The sequence below is a fragment of the Paenibacillus phoenicis genome (genome assembly GCF_034718895.1).
GTDB lineage: Bacteria > Bacillota > Bacilli > Paenibacillales > Paenibacillaceae > Fontibacillus > Fontibacillus phoenicis.
Map to the genome: position 1 here is coordinate 894,424 of NZ_JAYERP010000001.1, position 17,447 is coordinate 911,870.

The following is a 17,447-nucleotide window of genomic DNA, read 5'->3' on the forward strand; positions in this document are numbered from 1 at the left end:
CCTTAGCGCTTATTTTTTTGTGTGGGACTGGATCCAATTTACTTCATCTTAAACTAAACTTAAACGAATTCAATTTCGTTCTATGTTAAGATAACGGAACAAAACGCGGAAGTGAAAGGTTTGAAGATGGATGCTGAGAGATTATCTATAACTCCTGAGAGACATCAAGTATTTGCCGCTAGCAACCGTGGCGTTGGCCGGCGCCTATATGCTGAAGCGGACGCCGCTCAGCAGCAACCGGTAATCACAAGATTTAAGCCTCACTGAAGTATTCGCTTAAAAACTCACGGAAGCGCCGCGCCGCTTCAGACAAATAACGGCGTTCCAGCCAAGCAACGGAGTAGACCCGCCGGCAATCCGGGCTTTCGATTCGCAGCATCGGGTAGGCTGGGCGTTCATCCTTCCGGCAGGCCGGCATGAAGGCAACGCCTAATCCGGCTTGAACGAGGCTGCCCAACGCGCTGGGTTCATCGACCTCGCACACGATGCGCGGACGGAAGCCGGCGGCATGGCAAAACGACTCGTTGATTTTGTGAAACGGATGCCCCGTTTTATATTCAATGAAAGATTCGTCCGCCACGTCTTCGAGGCGGATGTTTTCTCTATCTGCCAGCCGGTGGCCGGGCGGTACAGCTAAGAAGACTTCGGCATTCAGCACCGGCTGTTCACACACCCCGGGATAATCCAGTGAGGAAGCGGTGAAGCACAGATCCACCTCGCCGGACTCCAGCAGCTGAATCATCTCCGCAGCGGATGCGGGGGACGTCTGGAGAATCCGGAAGTTGACCTCCGGATAGACTTCGCGAAAAGCCCTCAGTGCGGACGTAATCCGCCCCAGCGTATTGGTGGCCAAATGAATGCTGCCGCGCTCCATTCCCGCCAGATCCGCCACCTCACGGCGCCCCTCCTCCAGGACATCCAGCGCGGCCTCTACTTTTTTCAAGAAGGCTTTGCCAAAGGCGTTGAGCCGAATTTGACGATTTTGCCGATCAAACAGCGGGACCCCCAGGTCCTCCTCAAGCCTGGAGATCGTCTTGCTGAGCGCAGGCTGGGCAATATGCAGCTCTTGGGCAGCACGGGTCATATGCTCCAAACGAGCGACAGTGCGAAAATATTCCAATTGCAGCATCTCCATGTCGATGCCAACTCCTTTAGATTTACTCTGAATCGATAACCTTAAGTTTATGAATCTATAATTTAATATATATTTTTCATTATTATTATTCAATCATACAATAACTTGTGAGGAGATCGATAGGAGGAGATTGCGATGAAAAATGCTGTTTCTACCGGTACGTCTGCTGCGAGTGAGAAGCTGATCCGCATTTTGGCGTTTACGATGACTTTGTCATCCATGGGCGCCACGCTTTTTAATATCGTACTTCCGGATATGAAAGAGGAATTTGGCTTGTCCGTGACTCAGGTCAGCTGGGTAACAACGATTTATGGACTGATTTATGCCATCGGTGCGGTGATCTATGGGAAATTGGCCGATGCTTTTTCGTTGAAAAAGCTGCTGACGTTTGGATTTCTTCTGTTCTGCGTAGGTTCGCTCATTGGACTTTCGGCGCAGGCGTATTGGATGGTCTTGCTGGGCCGTACGCTGCAATCTGCGGGAGCCTCTGTAGTGCCTGCTGCGGCGATGATTATTCCGGTGCGGTATTTCCCGGCCGGACGTCGCGGATACGCGCTCGGAATTACCGCTACAGGACTTGCGATCGGCGGTGTGCTTGGGCCTGTCGTCTCCGCGCTGCTAGTGAGTGTGGTCGACTGGAGATGGTTATTCTGCGTGCCGATGCTGATGCTGGTGATGTTGCCGTTTTATCGGAAGTACCTCAGCGATGAACCGCTTCAATCCGTCCAAATCGACTGGCTTGGCGGAGGCTTGCTTGCCGGTACAGTTACCCTGTTGTTGCTTGGGGTGACCTATGGGGGATGGGAGTTGTATTTGGGCAGCTTCATCGGGTTTCTCCTGTTTGTTTGGCGCATTCTCCGTGCCCAGCAGCCGTTTGTGAATCCGCGGCTTTTTCGGAATAAAAGCTATTCGTTTGGTCTCCTGCTGTCGGCGCTGGTTATGGGGATCGGGTATGCGCTGCCGTTTCTCACGCCGCAGCTGCTGGCTGAGGTGAACCGGCTTCCTGCTGGCTGGATTGGATTTGCGATGGTGCCGGGAGCTGCCGCATCGGCCATCCTTGGCCGCAAAGGAGGCAGGCTGGCGGACACCAAGGGCAATGCCTTTGTGTTTTATCTGGCGTCGTCGTTGCTCATTAGTTGCTTCTTTCTCTACTCCGGGGTGTCCGGGGCATCGGCGGGTTGGGTTGCCGCGATTCTGATTCTTGGGAATGTGGGACAGATGTTCATGCAGTTAGCGTTGTCGAACACGATATCCCGCACCTTGCCGAAGGAGCAGACAGGGGTAGGCATGGGGATGCTGTCCATGCTGAGCTTTTTGTCCGGTACGGTCGCGATCAGCCTTTACGGCAAAGCTGTGGATTTCGGAGCGACGTCACATTGGAATCCGCTAAATCCATTTGAGGGTTCCGCCGTGTATTCCAATGTCGCTCTGGTTTTGGCGCTGCTGCATATCGGCATCCTGCTGTTCTACCGTTATTATGCTCGGCAATTTGGAGGTGCGACGAAGTCTTTGCTGAGTGACGGAATCCGTGTGGCAAAGCATGAATAAATCACAAATATCCATATAGAAGATCACTTTATTCTCGTTACTCCTCCTGGGGTTGATAGTAGAATGGAAGAAGATGAACGCTAGTCCAATTTAGATGAGAACCTACCAGGAGGATCGAGAATGCCTATCTTTTTCGATGAAGCGAAAGGCCTTTTCCATTTGCAGTCCCGCAATACAAGTTACTTGATTCAATTGGTTCACGGGTATCCTGCCCATGCTTATTTCGGGGCCAAGCTGCGCCATGGCAGCAACCTCGATCAGCTGCTGACCTTCCAGGAACGCGCTTCGTTTAGTCCGAACCCGATCCCGGAGGATAAGTCGATTTCGCTGGATTCTCTCCCACAGGAATATCCGCAATACGGAACAAGTGACTTCCGGAGCCCGGCATATCAGGTGCGGCTTGCGAACGGTACCCGGGCAACCGAGCTGACGTATCGCTCCCACCGGATCGTTCCGGGTAAGCCGGTGCTGAAGGGGCTTCCTGCTGTATATGTTGAGCAAGACCATGAGGCAGAAACGCTGGAGCTGGAGCTGGAAGATCGCGTTTCCGGACTGGTCGTCGTCCTGAGCTATACAGTGTTTGCTGATTTTGACGCCATCGCCAGATCCGCCCGGCTCACGAACGGAAGCAGCGAGTCGATCCAACTGGAGCGGGCGCTCAGCGCCTCGGTGGATTTCCCGGACGCGGCTTACGACGCCTTGTATTTATCCGGCGCTTGGGCTCGTGAACGCCATGTGCAGCGCAGACGGCTCGCACCGGGGGTGACCGGGATCAGCAGCCGCCGCGGGTCGAGCTCCCACCAGCAGAATCCGTTCCTGGCGCTGCTGCGGCCGGATGCGACGGAGCAGCATGGTGAGGTTTATGGCTTCAGCTTGGTTTACAGCGGCAGCTTTACCGCTGAAGCCGAGGTTGAGCAGTTTGGGACAACCCGGGTTCAGATCGGGATCAACCCTTTTGACTTTACGTGGAAGCTGGAGCCGGGCGAGAGCTTTCAAACCCCGGAGGCGGTGCTTGTGTATTCTGCTGATGGGCTGGGAGGCATGTCCCGAACCTATCACCGGTTGTATCGGACTCGGCTCTGCCGCGGGCAATTCCGCGATCAGGAGCGGCCAATTCTCGTTAATAACTGGGAAGCGACGTATTTTGATTTCAACGCGGACAAGATCGAGGCGATTGCCCAAGCGGGCAGCGAGCTGGGCATCGAGCTGTTCGTGCTCGACGACGGTTGGTTTGGCCGGCGCGACCGGGATAACAGCTCGTTAGGCGACTGGTTCGAGGACCGCCGCAAGCTGCCTGACGGGCTCAAGGACCTGGCCCGCCGCGTGAAGGACACCGGGCTGCAGTTCGGCCTTTGGTTCGAGCCGGAAATGGTCTCCCCGGACAGCGATCTGTACCGGGCGCATCCCGACTGGTGTCTGCACGTTCCGGGGCGGCGGCGGACAGAAGCCCGCGACCAGCTGGTGCTGGATATGTCGCGCAGCGATGTGCGTCAGTATCTGTATGAGCGCTTAAGTGCCATTTTCTCGACGGTGCCGATTACGTACGTGAAATGGGACATGAACCGGAACATGACGGAGATTGGTTCAGCGGTCAGCCCGGCGGAGCGGCAGGGGGAAGTCGCCCACCGTTATATGTTGGGGCTGTACGAGCTCTTGGAGCGTCTGACGAGCGAGTTCCCGCATATTTTGTTCGAAAGCTGCTCCGGCGGCGGCGGGCGGTTTGATCCGGGCATGCTGTACTACATGCCGCAGACTTGGACGAGCGATGACACGGATGCGGCGGAGCGTTTGAAAATTCAATACGGCACCAGCATCGTATATCCGGTGTCGACGATGGGCGCGCACGTCTCGGCGGTGCCAAACCACCAAGTAGAGCGGACGACCCCGCTGACGTTCCGAGGGGATGTGGCCATGTCCGGCAATTTTGGCTACGAATTAGATCTTACCCGGTTTACGGAAGAAGAGAAGGAGACGGCCAAACGCCAGATCGCACTCTACAAAAAAATCCGCGGATTGGTGCAGCAAGGGGATCTGTACCGTCTGCAAAGCCCGTTCGAAGGAAATGAGACGGCGTGGATGTTCGTTAGCCCGGATCAGAGCGAAGCGTTGCTGTTCTATTTCCGCGTCCTTGCGGAACCTAATGGCCCGCTGCGCAGCGTCAAGCTGCAAGGACTTGACCCGGCCAAAGATTACGAGGTGGTCGGAAGCGGCGAAGTGTATGGCGGCGACCGTTTGATGAACGCCGGCTTGTCCATGGCTTCGGTGCGCGGCGATTTCAGCAGCAAGATGGTTCACTTGAAAGCGAAGCTATAAATAACGCAAAGACCTGAGGGAGGTTAACTCCATCAGGTCTTTTTTTGATGATGCTTACGCAGGTTTCACTATATCATGGCAGCCGGGGAACATCCCCGTGGAAATGGCGATGCGGTTCCAGCAGTTGATAACTTTCATCCCAAATCCCTCCATTGGATAATGATTTGTGCTTACGCTAGACTCCTCATATCTTATCGAAAAAAAGAAAAATAACCCAGCCCCTATGCAAAAGGGACTGGGCGGTGGGTGGTTCGATTAAAACTTGAAGATATGTATCGTCTTCTGCAGCTGGAACACGGCATTTTTCATCGCTTCGGCCTCTTCGGCCATCGCGCGGATCGAGGTAATCTGCTCGTTCATGGATGCCGAGACTTGTTCCGTGCCTGCCGCGGATTCCTCGGTGATGGCGGAAATGTTCTGAATCGCCGATGAGATGTTCTGCGCACTCTCCAGCATCTCCTCGCTCTCTCTGGCGAATGCGGCGATTTCCTCACTAATATACTGCACGCTTTGCACGATCTCTTGGAAGATTTGCTCTGCTTCCCGGATCATTTCGCTTTGCTGCCGGACAACTTCTTCATTGATTTTAATGTTCTGTCCAGCTTGCTTCACGTCTTGTTCGATGCTGCGAACCAGATTAAATACCTCTTTGGTTGAGGCGGTGGATTCTTCAGCCAGCTTGCGAACCTCGTGGGCAACCACGGCAAACCCGGCTCCATGTTCGCCCGCCCGCGCCGCTTCAATCGAAGCGTTCAGCGACAGCAGATTGGTCTGTTCAGCAATTTCAGAGATGGTTGCCGTAATTTTGGTGATCCCCTGCGCGTTTTTCGCCAAAGCCTCGATGGACTCAGCCACTTTCTCAGTTGCTTCGATGTTCTTGCGCATCCCGCTCGCTTGACGGGAGACGGACTCACGTCCACGCTCTACCAATTGAATCATTTCTTCGGAACGCTGATTCATCTCACGGGAGGCTTCGGTGTAATTGCTCACCTTCTGCTCAATCTCGCCAATCGCGTCCTTCATGCCGCTGACATCTTCGGAGATGGCGTTGGCACCAAGAGCCAGCTCGTTGGAGGAGTGGGTGACTTGGGTCATGACTTCAATCAGCTCCTGGTTGCGGTCGGAAATCTTCCGGCTGGAATCCATTACCTTGCGGGTGATATCCGACGTTTCCTGGAGGATCTTGCGCAGCTTGTCCACCATGCTGTTGAAGGAGCGGCTGAGATCATCCATGCCTCCGGATTCCGAAATTCGACTGGTAAAATCCCCTTTGGCGATTTTGGCCGAAGCGCTGGTGATATCATCGAATGAATCCGTAAGCGCTTTCTGGAGGTAACGCGAAAGCGGGAAGGTAAGCGCTGCCAACACGACGATCAGCAAGATACCGATGACGATATGTCCCAGCAGGATGAAGGCGAGCAGCGATGGTACGGCAAAGAGCGCGGCCACAAGATAACAGGCAGCGGAGATCTTTCCGGATAAGGGAAGTCGGTTGAACCATGTCATGGGATTCATGTCCTCCTTAAGTAATAGGTGAATTCTACCATGATTATATCATTCAACACGTCAGGGGTATAGAATGAAATCTTCCGCGAAATGCTATCCGAAGGTTGAAAATCATCCAATTTTGTCTATTGATAATATTTGTGATACCCATATTGACAATAAACTTGATGCTCTGTTAAATATAGTAATGGATTGTTTCGCATACGAAATATTAAAGAGTAGAACTAAGTGTTAAAGGATGAGCACCGTTTGGACCAGAAGCAACGCATGCATGAGATCGTGGAATCCTTCCGCGAGGTGAAGAGAGCCTTTTACCAATTGCTATCCAAACAAGCCGAGCCCTTCGGCATCACCGGCATCCAGTTCATGGCCTTAAAGCGAATTCATCATCATCCGCAAATCGGGGTGACGGAGCTTGCCGAACAGATGCGGATGGGGAACAGCACGGTCAGCGGCGTGATTGATCGTCTGGTCAAAGCGGGGCTCGTGGAGCGCGGACGGGTGGACAGCGATCGGAGGTCCGTGTTCTTGCAAATCACCGACAAGGGAATGGAGGTATATCGGAAGACGGACCTCGAATATACCCGGGCGTTCTCGGCGGTCCTGGAGGCAGCGGGGGAAGACATCGACCAGATGCTGCAAACCCACCGCAAAATTATCGCATCCTTAGAGAAAGTGAGAGAGGAAACCTATGAACAGTAATACTGCTGCTGTACCGGCCGTTAACTTCAAGAGATGGCCGATTGTAATGGCGCTATTAATCGGGGCATTTGTGTCCCTCCTGAACCAAACCTTGATGAACGTTGCCCTGCCGAAAATGATGGACGACTTGGGCGTTGGAGCGACGACGATCCAATGGTTAACGACTGGATTTATGCTGGTGAACGGCGTTTTGATTCCGATCAGCGCCTTTTTGATGGAACGATTTACGACACGGATGCTGTTTATTTCCGCCATGGTTTTGTTCTCGGCGGGCACATTCATTTGCGGAATCGGTTCTAACTTTGAAATGGTGCTCATCGGGAGACTGGTGCAGGCGGCCGGCGCCGGTGTGCTGATGCCGCTGATGACCGTCGTCTTCCTGACGATCTTTCCGATTGAGAAGCGCGGGCAAGCGATGGGGATGATGGGGATCGCCATGATCTTCGCCCCTGCGGTTGGACCAACGCTCTCCGGCTGGATCATTGAGCATCACCCATGGAATGTTTTGTTCTGGATTATTTTCCCGTTTGCGGTTCTTTCGATTATTCTTGGCGTAATCTTTATGAAAAATGTAACCCAGGTTGGCCGTCCAAACCTGGACGTCTTGTCGATCATCTTGTCGACAATCGGCTTTGGCGGTATCTTGTATGGGTTTAGTGAAGCTGGCAGCACCAGCTGGGGCGAGACAGATGTTGTCGTCAGCCTGATTGTCGGCGTTATCACCTTGGGCTTGTTCCTGTGGCGTCAACTGATATCAGATAAGCCGCTGCTGGAGTTCCGCGTATTCCGTTACGATATGTTTTCGCTGACTACGATCATCAATGTGGTGATCACCATGGCGCTGTATGCGGCGATGATCTTGCTGCCGATTTACCTGCAGAACATCCGCGGCTTCTCCCCCGTGGAATCCGGGCTGCTGTTGATGCCGGGGGCAATTTTGATGGGGATTATGTCGCCGATTACCGGGATGATCTTTGACCGGATTGGCGCTCGCTGGCTGGCGGTTATCGGGTTGACCATCACCACCGTAACGACCTGGGAATTCAGCAATTTGACCGTAGATACGACGTATACTCATCTCATCTTGATGTACACCGCACGGATGTTTGGGATGTCGATGTTAATGATGCCGATTCAGACGGCCGGTCTCAACCAACTGCCGGCGCGGCTGAATGCCCATGGCACCGCGATGTCCAACACGCTGCGGACCATCTCGGGAGCATTGGGGACCGCACTTCTCGTGACGATCATGTCCTCGCGTGCCAAGGATAAGGCGGCCGAAATGATTCTCGCGGCCGGAATTAATCCGAAAGACCCGGCTAACGCCCAACAAGTCGCCTTGATCACTCGGGATGCGACGATCAACGGGATTGATTTTGCCTTTGTCGTGGCGACGGGGATTACGCTGGTGGCTCTCATCTTATCGTTCTTTATCCGCAAAGTGCAGGTAAATAAAGAAGGTCAGGGAACTGGGAAAGAGGAAACCGGCATGAAACCTGCGAAGGCTTAGTGAGTTCTCCCATAATTAGAAAAGGTACAACCACTCGATTGGAGCAGTTGTACCTTTTTCATTTTCGCACCTTATTGAGAACAGGGGCTTACCCAAGCTCAACCTCGACTTGGTGAACGCCGCCGTCGCCAACCGGCGGAATGATGTTGCCTTGAATTGGCTGGCCGTCCACCGTGATGCTGGCCACGCCTTTTTCCACATGATTCGGGTTGCTCACGCGGATGACGTACGTGTCCCCCCGGAAGACGCGGGTGATTTCGTATCCGTCCCATGCCGACGGAATGCAAGGATCCACTTTCAGCCCTTTAAAGTCAGCTTGCACGCCAAGAATAGCTTGCGTGATTGCTACGTAGTTCCAGGCTGCCGTCCCGGTGAGCCAGGAGTTCTTCGCTTCGCCGTGACGTACGGCGTCTTTGCCGGCAATCATCTGCGAGTAGACGTACGGCTCCATCCGATGGATTTCGCTGATGTCCTCCAGGTAAGCCGGGGCGATTTTTTTGTATACTTCAAACGCCCGATCGCCGTGGCCCAATACGGTTTCCGCGATCATGATCCAAGGGTTGTTATGGCAGAAGATCCCGGCGTTCTCTTTGTACCCCGGCGGGTAGCTGGAGATTTCGCCCAGGTTCAGATAATACTTCGAATACGGCGGCTGTTGCAGCACGATCCCGTATTTCGTATCAAGGCGCTTCTCAACGGAAGTGAGCGCTTTGGCTGCCAAGCCTTCCTTGACGCCGATGCCTGCCATGACGCACATGCCTTGCGGCTCGATGAAGATTTGGCCTTCGGCGTTTTCCTTGCTGCCGACCTTCTCACCGTAATGATCGTAAGCGCGCAGGAACCAGTCGCCGTCAAAGCCGTGCTCCAGCGTCGTTTTGCGCATTTTCTCCGTCCACTCCAGCGCTTCCTTCGCCTCGGATTCCAACCCGCGGATCCGGCAGATTTCAGCGAAGTCTGGGCCTACGAAGACGAACAAGCCGGCGATAAATACGGACTCAGCTACGCGGCCTTCGATGTTCGCCGTAGTTTGGAACGACTCACCCGGCTCCTTGGAGAAGCAGTTCAGGTTGAGGCAATCGTTCCAGTCTGCGCGGCCGATCAACGGCAGACCATGCGGTCCCAGGTTGTGCACGACGTGGTAGAAGGAGCGTTTCAAATGCTCGAACAGCGTTGCGGTATTGTCCGGATTGTTATCAAACGGCACTTGTTCATCCAGAATGCTGATGTCGCCGGTCTCCTTGATGTAAGCCGCTGTACCCAGCACAAGCCACAACGGGTCATCGTTAAAGCCGCTGCCGATCTCGTTATTGCCTTTCTTGGTGAGCGGTTGATATTGGTGATATGCGCTGCCGTCCTCAAATTGCGTAGCGGCGATGTCGAGAATCCGCTCGCGGGCCCGTTCCGGGATTTGATGCACAAAGCCAAGCAAATCCTGGTTGGAATCGCGGAAGCCCATGCCGCGGCCGATCCCGGATTCGAAATACGAAGCCGAACGGGACATATTAAACGTCACCATACATTGATACGGATTCCAGATGTTTACCATGCGATTCAGCTTGTCGTCGCCGCTTTGGATTTGGTATTTGGACAACAGGCCGTCCCAATACGCAGCAAGATCTGCCAAAGCGCGGTCAACGTCGGCGTCCGTAGCGAATTTCTCGATCATCTCGAGCGCTGGTTTTTTGTTGATGACACCTGGGGATTCCCATTTCTCTTCTTCCGGCACTTCAACGTAACCGAGGATAAAGATCAGGCTTTGCGTTTCGCCTGGGGCAAGCTTCAGCGTCACTTCATGCGAGCCGATCGGGGACCAGCCGCTGGCTACGGAGTTGGAAGCTCTGCCGGCTACAACGACCTGCGGTTCGTGCAAGCCGTTATACAGCCCTACAAACGATTCGCGGTCCGTATCAAAGCCGTCGATGTCGCGGTTCACGGAATAGAAGGCATAGTGATTGCGACGCTCACGGTATTCCGTTTTATGATAGATGACGGAATCCAGCACTTCCACTTCGCCGGTGCTCAAGTTGCGTTGGAAGTTGGTCATGTCGTCCTGAGCGTTCCACAGGCAGAACTCGGCAAAAGAGAAGAGAGAGACCTTCTTCGTCTGGGAACTCGTATTCTTCACTGTCAGGCGATGCACTTCGCCGTTGTAGCCCAGCGGAATAAACGCCAATTGAGTGACCGAAATGCCGCCGCGTTCCCCGGTGATCGACGTATATCCCAAACCGTGCCGGCATTCGTAGAAATCCAGCTCGCGTTTGACCGGCATCCAGCCCGGCGTCCAGAAATCGCCGTTGTCGTGGTCGCGGAGATAGTAGTAACGTCCGCCGGTATCCAGCGGAATATTGTTGTAGCGATAGCGGGTCAACCGGCGCAGGCGCGCATCGCGATAGAATGTATAACCGCCGGCGGTATTGGAGATGAGTCCGAAAAATTGCTCATTGCCAAGGTAGTTAATCCAAGGGTAAGGGGTTTGCGGCGTATGAATCACATACTCTTTACGCTGATCGTCAAATGCTCCAAATTTCATGAACAGGAACTCTCCCTTCGTTTGTGAACGCGCGTTTATTTTGATGAGAAAAGGTTCCTCCGGCGATCGTTAAAAGATCGGGGAGGAGGGTAGGGTGTTTGGTTATTTCGCCGGGGGTTGACAGGAATCCCGGATCACCAGACGAGTTGGGAAGCTGACTGTGCTGAAGGTAGGTTGCTCCGCTTCGCAAAGCTCAATCACTTTGAATACGGCAGCCTTGGCCATCTCATCGATGGGCAGCCGGACGGTCGTCAGCTTCGGCGTAACCCGGGAAGCTAACTCGACATCGTCAAAGCCGATGATCGACACTTGCTCCGGTACGCTGATCCCTTTTCTTGCAAACGCTTCCATCGCAGCGATGGCCATATCGTCGTTGGCGCAAAATAAGGCCGTTGGCCAGTTTCCTTGCTCGATCAGCCGCTGAGCCTCGCGGTAGGCGCTTTCCTTCAGGAATTCGCCCTCAAGGATATACGCTTCATGCAGCGGCAATCCGTGCTTCTGCAGCGTGTGCTCATAAGCTAAGTATCGCTCACGACCCGAGTACGTATTCATGCTGCCTTTCAAAATGCCGATGTCGCGATGCCCAAGTTCAATCAAATATTCGATCGCCTGGACCGTGCCTTCATAGTCATTGGAGTTGATAACCGCCAGATGATTTTTGTTCAGGCGCTCGGTCATGATTTCCGCGATGTCATAATCGATGAGCACTAACGGCGCTTCCTGATCCACCATTTCCCGAACCAGCTCGATGTCCTTCTGCGTGCCCACCAGAATTCCGCCATCAATCCGCTTCTGCAGGAAGGCTTGCTTCACCTTCTGGAAATCGCCCGGCGAATAAACGGTATGAATCAGTACATAAAATCCGCGGGCATTGGCCGTATCGACGACCATGTCGACGATCGGGGCAAAGTAGCTGTTCTGGTAGATGCGGCTTGTGTCTTCTTTCTCTGTCATGCTGATGGCGAACAGGCCGATCGTATCCGTCCGTTTGCCGGCGAGCGCCCGGGCGAAGCTATTCGGCTCGTAATGGTGCTGCTCAATGACGCGGAGCACCTTGGCCCTGGTCGCTTCCGGAACGTTCGGATAGTTGTTGATCACCCGTGATACGGTGCTGCGGGACACCCCGGCCAGTTTGGCGATGTCTTCACTGCGCATAAAGGTTTGTCCCCACTTTCGTAAACGCGCGTTTATAGGGTTATTTTATAGCATCCCCTGAAATTAATCAATTATGAAAAAACGCACGAAAAAATGGCGGCTATTCCGCCGCCTTCGGGAGATTCTCCAAGTAGGTCTTTATCATCGTGATCGCTTTGTCTTTGTTCTTCGCGTCGACACGGAGCGAAATAATCAAGTCTGTATAACCCAGCGGCAGCTCCTTGACGAGAGTGCTGTTGGTGACTTTAATGCCGTACACATGCTCGGTATTGTCCTCGTCGGATACATCCTTGACAAGGTTGTTTTCCGTCAGAAAATCCTTTAATTCACCGTTAACCAAATCATCGAGGCTGAGAAAAGCGCCGCCATTCGATAACCACTCAAAGGTAGGCGCATCGGTTATATAAATATCCGGACTTGTCGAAGCGATCACGGCCATCGCTTTTTGCTGATAAGCGATATCCGCGGTACTCAAGGCTTCTCCTTGCGGCGGTAAGTACAGCATTTCAATTTCCACTCTTTGGAATCCGGGAATTTGCGCTGTCATCGTTTGCTCCAGAGCGTCGACACCGCCGTTCTGGTCGTCAGTCAAATAATTGCCGGCCATGATGATCGACAGATCGATGGGAGGCAGGGCGGCCAGTCGTTTTTGTTCTTCAAGATGGTTAAGATAAGCATTCGTCCCCCAAATAATAGCTGCGATGGCAATGATTCCGATGATCACATAATTGCGATAAAGCCGAAAAAAATCGTCAACCTTCTCAGCGGTCCCGGCAAATTTGCCCCACTTCGCATAACGCCTGCGGGTTAACTCCGCGAGCTTGCGCTGTTCCTCCGTCTCCACGATCCGCTTGTAAGCCTGGATCTTACGCTCGATTTCCTCGGCTTCGCCGGGATCAAGGTTGCGTGAGCGGGATTTGCGCAGCAAAATGTCGAATTCTCTCTCCAGTTCTTCGCGGGAAGCGTTTTCGGGCAGTCCAAGCACCTCATAAGCCTGTTTCAGATTGTCGTTGTCCATCGTCTTTCTCCTCTAAATCCATCAAGGTTTTAATGTATAAATATTATATGGAAAGTGATGCCTACATTCATTATACTTTGTATTTGTATCGAAGGGAAATCGCTGATCGGCAGGAAAAAAGCCGGGTGAACCTTGCGGTTCCCCGGCCTTTACTTTAAGCCTTGGGGTGGTTGAAACTAACGGACCCGGCGCATGGAAAGGATCACTGTGCTCCAATACCCGCTGTCCAGCGGGCTGATTTGAACTCCGGGAGCACCCCAGGTATGAATAAATTTGCCGTCGCCGATATAGATGCCGACATGGCCGGGAATTTTGTCGGATTGAAACCGGCCGGGGACCGTGAAGAAGATCAAATCTCCCACTTGCAGTTGATCCCGCGTCACCGGCACGCCTTCTTTGGCTTGATCCCGGGCCAGCCGCGGCAGGTCTTGACCAAACTTCTTAAAGACATGACGGGTGAAGGACGAACAATCAAATTTTTTGGACTGTTCGTAAGGTGCGGCGCCAAATTCATAAGGTACGCCTAAAAACTGCTTGGCATAGGCGACCATCTCATCCTGATGTTCGGCAACGCCTAGAACTCCGTACCGGCTCGTTCCTGTCTGCGGTGGAATATTGCCGCCCGCCGGGGTAATGCGGTCAAAGCTAAGCTTTCCCGTGCGGGAATCGATCTTCGCTTTGGTTTGCAGCAGGGCGGATACGGCATCCATCGTCATATAGAGCTGACCGTTCTCACGCACCGGCGCCTGAGGCAGAGCGATCGGCTGCCCAAAGGAAATCGCATGTCTCTGGCTAGGCTGGACGGTAAACATCACATCGGTATAACCGAGATTGGCGCTGTCACTGTTCTCCTGCAATCGCAGGCCAAGGCTCTGAGCCACTTGCGTTAACGGCACCCAGGTTGTGCCGTTGGATTCGGTGATGGCTTCTGTTCTCACCGGGGAATTGCCGGATGGAGGGACAGCATTCGAGCGGAGCCGATCCTGCTGGCCGCAGGAAGTGATCATGGTCAGCGGCAGGGTCAAACAAACAAGGAACATCCCAAACCTCAAGGAAATCCGCATAAGATCATTAGCACTCCATTCATTTAGATTAGCGAATCACTTGAAGTATGTAAAAAAAGAGACAGAACTATTCGGAGAGAGAAATCAAAGGAGCATCCATCAACAATGAAGAGCAATATTATGCAAAAATCGTTTGTATCGAGAAAGCCGTCCCGCCAGCGCCGCAACTTGGCGATCGCGACCTGGGAGGGCGTGCCCTCCACGATCTTCCAAACGTTGCTTGGCGGTCAGTTCCTGACGGGATTTCTGCTGTATCTCGGGGCGAATTCAGCGCAAATCGGCTTTGTCCTGGCGATAACGACTTTCGTGAATATTGCTCAAATCGCCGTTGCTTTTCTCATTCAGCGATTAACCAGCCGCAAATGGGCGCTGGTGCTGTTCGTTGGGCTGCATCGCATTCTGTGGGGGGCAACGGGCCTTGTTCCGTTTGTTTTACCGCGCCATTATTGGGTTGCCGGATTTATCGCTCTATATATCGCGGCGTTTATATTTAATACGGTTGGAGCGATGCTGTGGAACTCGCTGATTAGCGATATTGTGCCGGCCCGCGTACGGGGAAGATATTTTGGAATCCGTAATACGTTTCTTAATGCGCTGAACACGTTGGTGATGTTTTTGGGTGGGATGGTGCTGGACCATTATCCGGCGGCGCAGGGGTTCTTTTACTTATATATCGTGATCTGGATTTGCGCGATCGCCAACATCATCGTGTTTATGTTCTATCCCGATGCGGCTTTCGAGCGCTCAGCGGAAAGCAAGTTTATGCCGATGCTGCGTAAACCGCTCCAGGACGGAGCCTTTATGAAAGCAACGTTGTTTCTGGCCGGCTTCCTGCTGCTGCAGAACCTTGTCGTGCCGCTGTACTCGTACGTGATGTTGGAGCTGCTGCACATCAATTATCAGACGATCTCGCTTTTAAATGTGACCCAGACGGTCTTTATGATGGGAAGCTTTTACGTGTGGGGGAATCTGAATGCGCGTTACAGCAATCGTCGCTTGCTGTTCTGGACGCTACCGATCATTGCGCTGGCGATTCTATGCTGGGGCGGACTGTCCGTGTTGCCTGTGCTGCCTGTGCTCTTCCTGGCCCATATGATATTTGGGGTTGGCGTCGGCGGATTTAACCAACTGGCCTTTAACTTTATGATTGGCGACACGCCCAAATCGGAGCGTCCGATGTATATGGCGATGTATTCGGCGATCACGGGGGTGGCCTCTTTCTTTGGTCCGCTGCTCGGCGGGCAGGTGTTGGAATGGATTGAATCGTGGCCGATGTGGACGCAAATCTTTGGCATGCAACTGTTCGTTGGGGCGTCCATGATCGTCTTGGCTGCAAGCTTGGGTCGCAAAATCTTGCGCGATGCATGATGTAAAGCGGATGGAGACAACATGATAATTTGCGACCCTAAAGCTGTTGTGATGGACAGGGGTGACTTTTGGAGGCGCTTTAAGGTATATTACAAGATGAGCGCTAAGCAATGAAGGGAGATTACCATCCATGGCACAAAGAACGGCTTATGAAGGCACTTATCAAGGAGAAAAAGCAGTTTGGCTCAAATCCGGGCGTTATGAGGCGGTGATGCTGCCGGAAATCGGCGGCAATCTGATCGCTTTCCGCGATGTCGAAAGCGGTTACCGTTTCTTGCGTGAGCCCGGTGAACAGGAGATGGAGGCGTTCAAAAGCAATCCCGGCGTCCACGGGATCCCGGTGCTGTTCCCGCCCAACCGTTATGAAGACGGACAATTCCCGTGGAAAGATGAAGTTCTTCAATTCCCGGTGAACGAGGCCGCAACTCACAACCATTTGCACGGATTTCTACATACGACGGCCTGGGAGGTTGAGGATTTCGGACAGACCCCGTTGGAAAGTTACGTTTCTGTCAAAGTGTCGGTTGACGAGAACCACGAGGTGTATCGGTACCTTCCCTTTAAATTTACAATGCGGCTGAGATATTCGTTGAGCGATGATGGCTTGGCTCAGCAGGTGTTCATCCGCAATGACGGCGACAAAGAGATGCCATGTCTGCTAGCCTTCCATACCGCGGTGAATGCACCGTTTGCGCCTGAAAGTACGGCAAAGGATTACAAGGTCAAGCTCACGATCGGGCAGCGTTGGCAAATGAGCGAGCGGATGCTCCCAACCGGATCCTTCCAGCCGCTGACAGATGAAGAAGAGCAGATGAAAGGGGAAGGCGTCTATCCGTTCTTCGCTTCGATGGATAACCATTACACGGCGGTACCGCAAAACGGCAGAAACCGGATGGAGCTGACCGATACGAAGCTCGGCAAGACGCTCGTGTATGACGTAGGGACCTCCTACAAGCAATGGATGATTTGGAATAACGGGGCGACGGAAGGCTTCTTCTGTCCGGAGCCGCAGATCAATCTGGTGAACGCACCAAAGTCGAATTTACCGGCAGAGGAAATTGGTCTGTTTAGCCTGCTTCCCGGCGAGATTTGGGAGGAACGCGCCCGTCTATACGTGAAATAAGAGGGACAACGGAAAAAGCAGCCGACCCGGCCGTCTACGACGGTGCGAGTCAGGCTGCTTTTTGCCTTTGGCCGCTTGGCAGGTCAGTTCAGCGGAGGGTTAGTTCACTCCGGCAGTGACTTTGCCGCGTTGAGACGGGATCAGCCGTTTCAATTGCTCCAGATTACGTCTGGGGACCGAAATCGTCTTGATCCCATGCCGTTCATCCCGGAACCAAACAACGTTATCGCGAATTTCCGAGACTTGGGTCAGGTTCACATAGCAGTTCGTGCTGATGCGGTAAAAGCGAGGGTCTGAGATCAACTTCGAGGTCTGTTCGGCGGATAATCTCTGTTTAATACTGTAATTCCGTCCATGGAAGCAAACCAGTCCGTGAGCTCCGATCTTGAAGAAATACGTCTCGTAAGGATTAAGATCCTCGTAGACGCCTCTTTCTTCGAGTCCGACGTTCATCATTCCAAATCCCCCTTTAGAA

At 53.2% G+C, this 17,447-nt stretch carries 13 protein-coding genes; 6 read left to right on the forward strand and 7 right to left on the reverse strand.

Annotation, left to right across the window (positions count from 1 at the left end):
* Positions 1 to 253: 253 nt before the first annotated feature.
* Positions 254 to 1,135: a LysR family transcriptional regulator gene (locus U9M73_RS04200; RefSeq protein ID WP_260071719.1), complete on the reverse strand. Its 882-nt coding sequence runs from the start codon at positions 1,133 to 1,135 to the stop codon at positions 254 to 256.
* Between the two features lie 135 nt (positions 1,136 to 1,270).
* On the opposite strand from U9M73_RS04200, the gene U9M73_RS04205 reads away from it, so the two are divergent.
* The gene (locus tag U9M73_RS04205; protein WP_323076408.1) at positions 1,271 to 2,683 is read left to right on the forward strand and encodes an MFS transporter; all 1,413 of its coding nucleotides are present in this window, start codon (positions 1,271 to 1,273) and stop codon (positions 2,681 to 2,683) included.
* A gap of 120 nt (positions 2,684 to 2,803) precedes the next feature.
* Complete coding sequence (locus U9M73_RS04210; protein WP_323076409.1) at positions 2,804 to 4,996, forward strand: alpha-galactosidase; 2,193 nt, start codon at positions 2,804 to 2,806, stop codon at positions 4,994 to 4,996.
* Positions 4,997 to 5,251: 255 nt separating this feature from the next.
* Here the strand turns inward: U9M73_RS04210 and U9M73_RS04215 are convergent, their stop codons facing one another.
* Positions 5,252 to 6,502 carry a methyl-accepting chemotaxis protein gene (locus U9M73_RS04215; protein ID WP_036643720.1) on the reverse strand — a complete coding sequence of 417 codons (1,251 nt, stop codon included), beginning with the start codon at positions 6,500 to 6,502 and terminating at the stop codon, positions 5,252 to 5,254.
* 249 nt (positions 6,503 to 6,751) lie between these two features.
* Between U9M73_RS04215 and U9M73_RS04220 the strand changes: the two genes are divergently transcribed.
* On the forward strand, positions 6,752 to 7,204 hold the full coding sequence (locus U9M73_RS04220) for a MarR family winged helix-turn-helix transcriptional regulator (RefSeq protein WP_260071716.1): 453 nt from the start codon (positions 6,752 to 6,754) through the stop codon (positions 7,202 to 7,204).
* Complete coding sequence (locus U9M73_RS04225; protein WP_009222933.1) at positions 7,194 to 8,714, forward strand: DHA2 family efflux MFS transporter permease subunit; 1,521 nt, start codon at positions 7,194 to 7,196, stop codon at positions 8,712 to 8,714. Before U9M73_RS04220 ends, U9M73_RS04225 begins: the two co-directional genes overlap by 11 nt.
* 88 nt (positions 8,715 to 8,802) lie before the next feature.
* Here the strand turns inward: U9M73_RS04225 and U9M73_RS04230 are convergent, their stop codons facing one another.
* From U9M73_RS04230 to U9M73_RS04245, 4 genes are all read right to left on the reverse strand, one after another.
* Positions 8,803 to 11,244 carry a glycoside hydrolase family 94 protein gene (locus U9M73_RS04230; RefSeq protein WP_260071715.1) on the reverse strand — a complete coding sequence of 814 codons (2,442 nt, stop codon included), beginning with the start codon at positions 11,242 to 11,244 and terminating at the stop codon, positions 8,803 to 8,805.
* 102 nt (positions 11,245 to 11,346) lie between these two features.
* Positions 11,347 to 12,399 (reverse strand): LacI family DNA-binding transcriptional regulator, encoded by a 1,053-nt coding sequence (locus U9M73_RS04235; RefSeq protein WP_323076410.1) that lies wholly within the window; start codon positions 12,397 to 12,399, stop codon positions 11,347 to 11,349.
* A gap of 100 nt (positions 12,400 to 12,499) precedes the next feature.
* Entirely contained in the window at positions 12,500 to 13,417 is a 918-nt protein-coding gene (locus tag U9M73_RS04240; protein WP_323076411.1) for a type 2 periplasmic-binding domain-containing protein, read from the reverse strand.
* A 176-nt stretch (positions 13,418 to 13,593) separates the two neighbouring features.
* Positions 13,594 to 14,481, reverse strand: coding sequence for a C40 family peptidase (locus U9M73_RS04245; protein WP_009222937.1), 888 nt, complete (start codon positions 14,479 to 14,481; stop codon positions 13,594 to 13,596).
* 105 nt (positions 14,482 to 14,586) lie between these two features.
* Between U9M73_RS04245 and U9M73_RS04250 the strand changes: the two genes are divergently transcribed.
* Both U9M73_RS04250 and U9M73_RS04255 read left to right on the forward strand, forming a co-directional pair.
* Complete coding sequence (locus tag U9M73_RS04250) at positions 14,587 to 15,849, forward strand: MFS transporter (protein WP_260071712.1); 1,263 nt, start codon at positions 14,587 to 14,589, stop codon at positions 15,847 to 15,849.
* Between the two features lie 130 nt (positions 15,850 to 15,979).
* Positions 15,980 to 16,972, forward strand: a complete 993-nt coding sequence (locus U9M73_RS04255) for an aldose 1-epimerase (RefSeq protein ID WP_009222939.1) — start codon at positions 15,980 to 15,982, stop codon at positions 16,970 to 16,972.
* A gap of 99 nt (positions 16,973 to 17,071) precedes the next feature.
* Here U9M73_RS04255 and U9M73_RS04260 read toward each other — a convergent pair whose 3' ends face one another.
* A complete protein-coding gene (locus tag U9M73_RS04260; RefSeq protein ID WP_009222940.1) occupies positions 17,072 to 17,428 on the reverse strand; it encodes a LytTR family transcriptional regulator DNA-binding domain-containing protein in 357 nt (118 codons plus the stop codon).
* Positions 17,429 to 17,447: the final 19 nt, after the last annotated feature.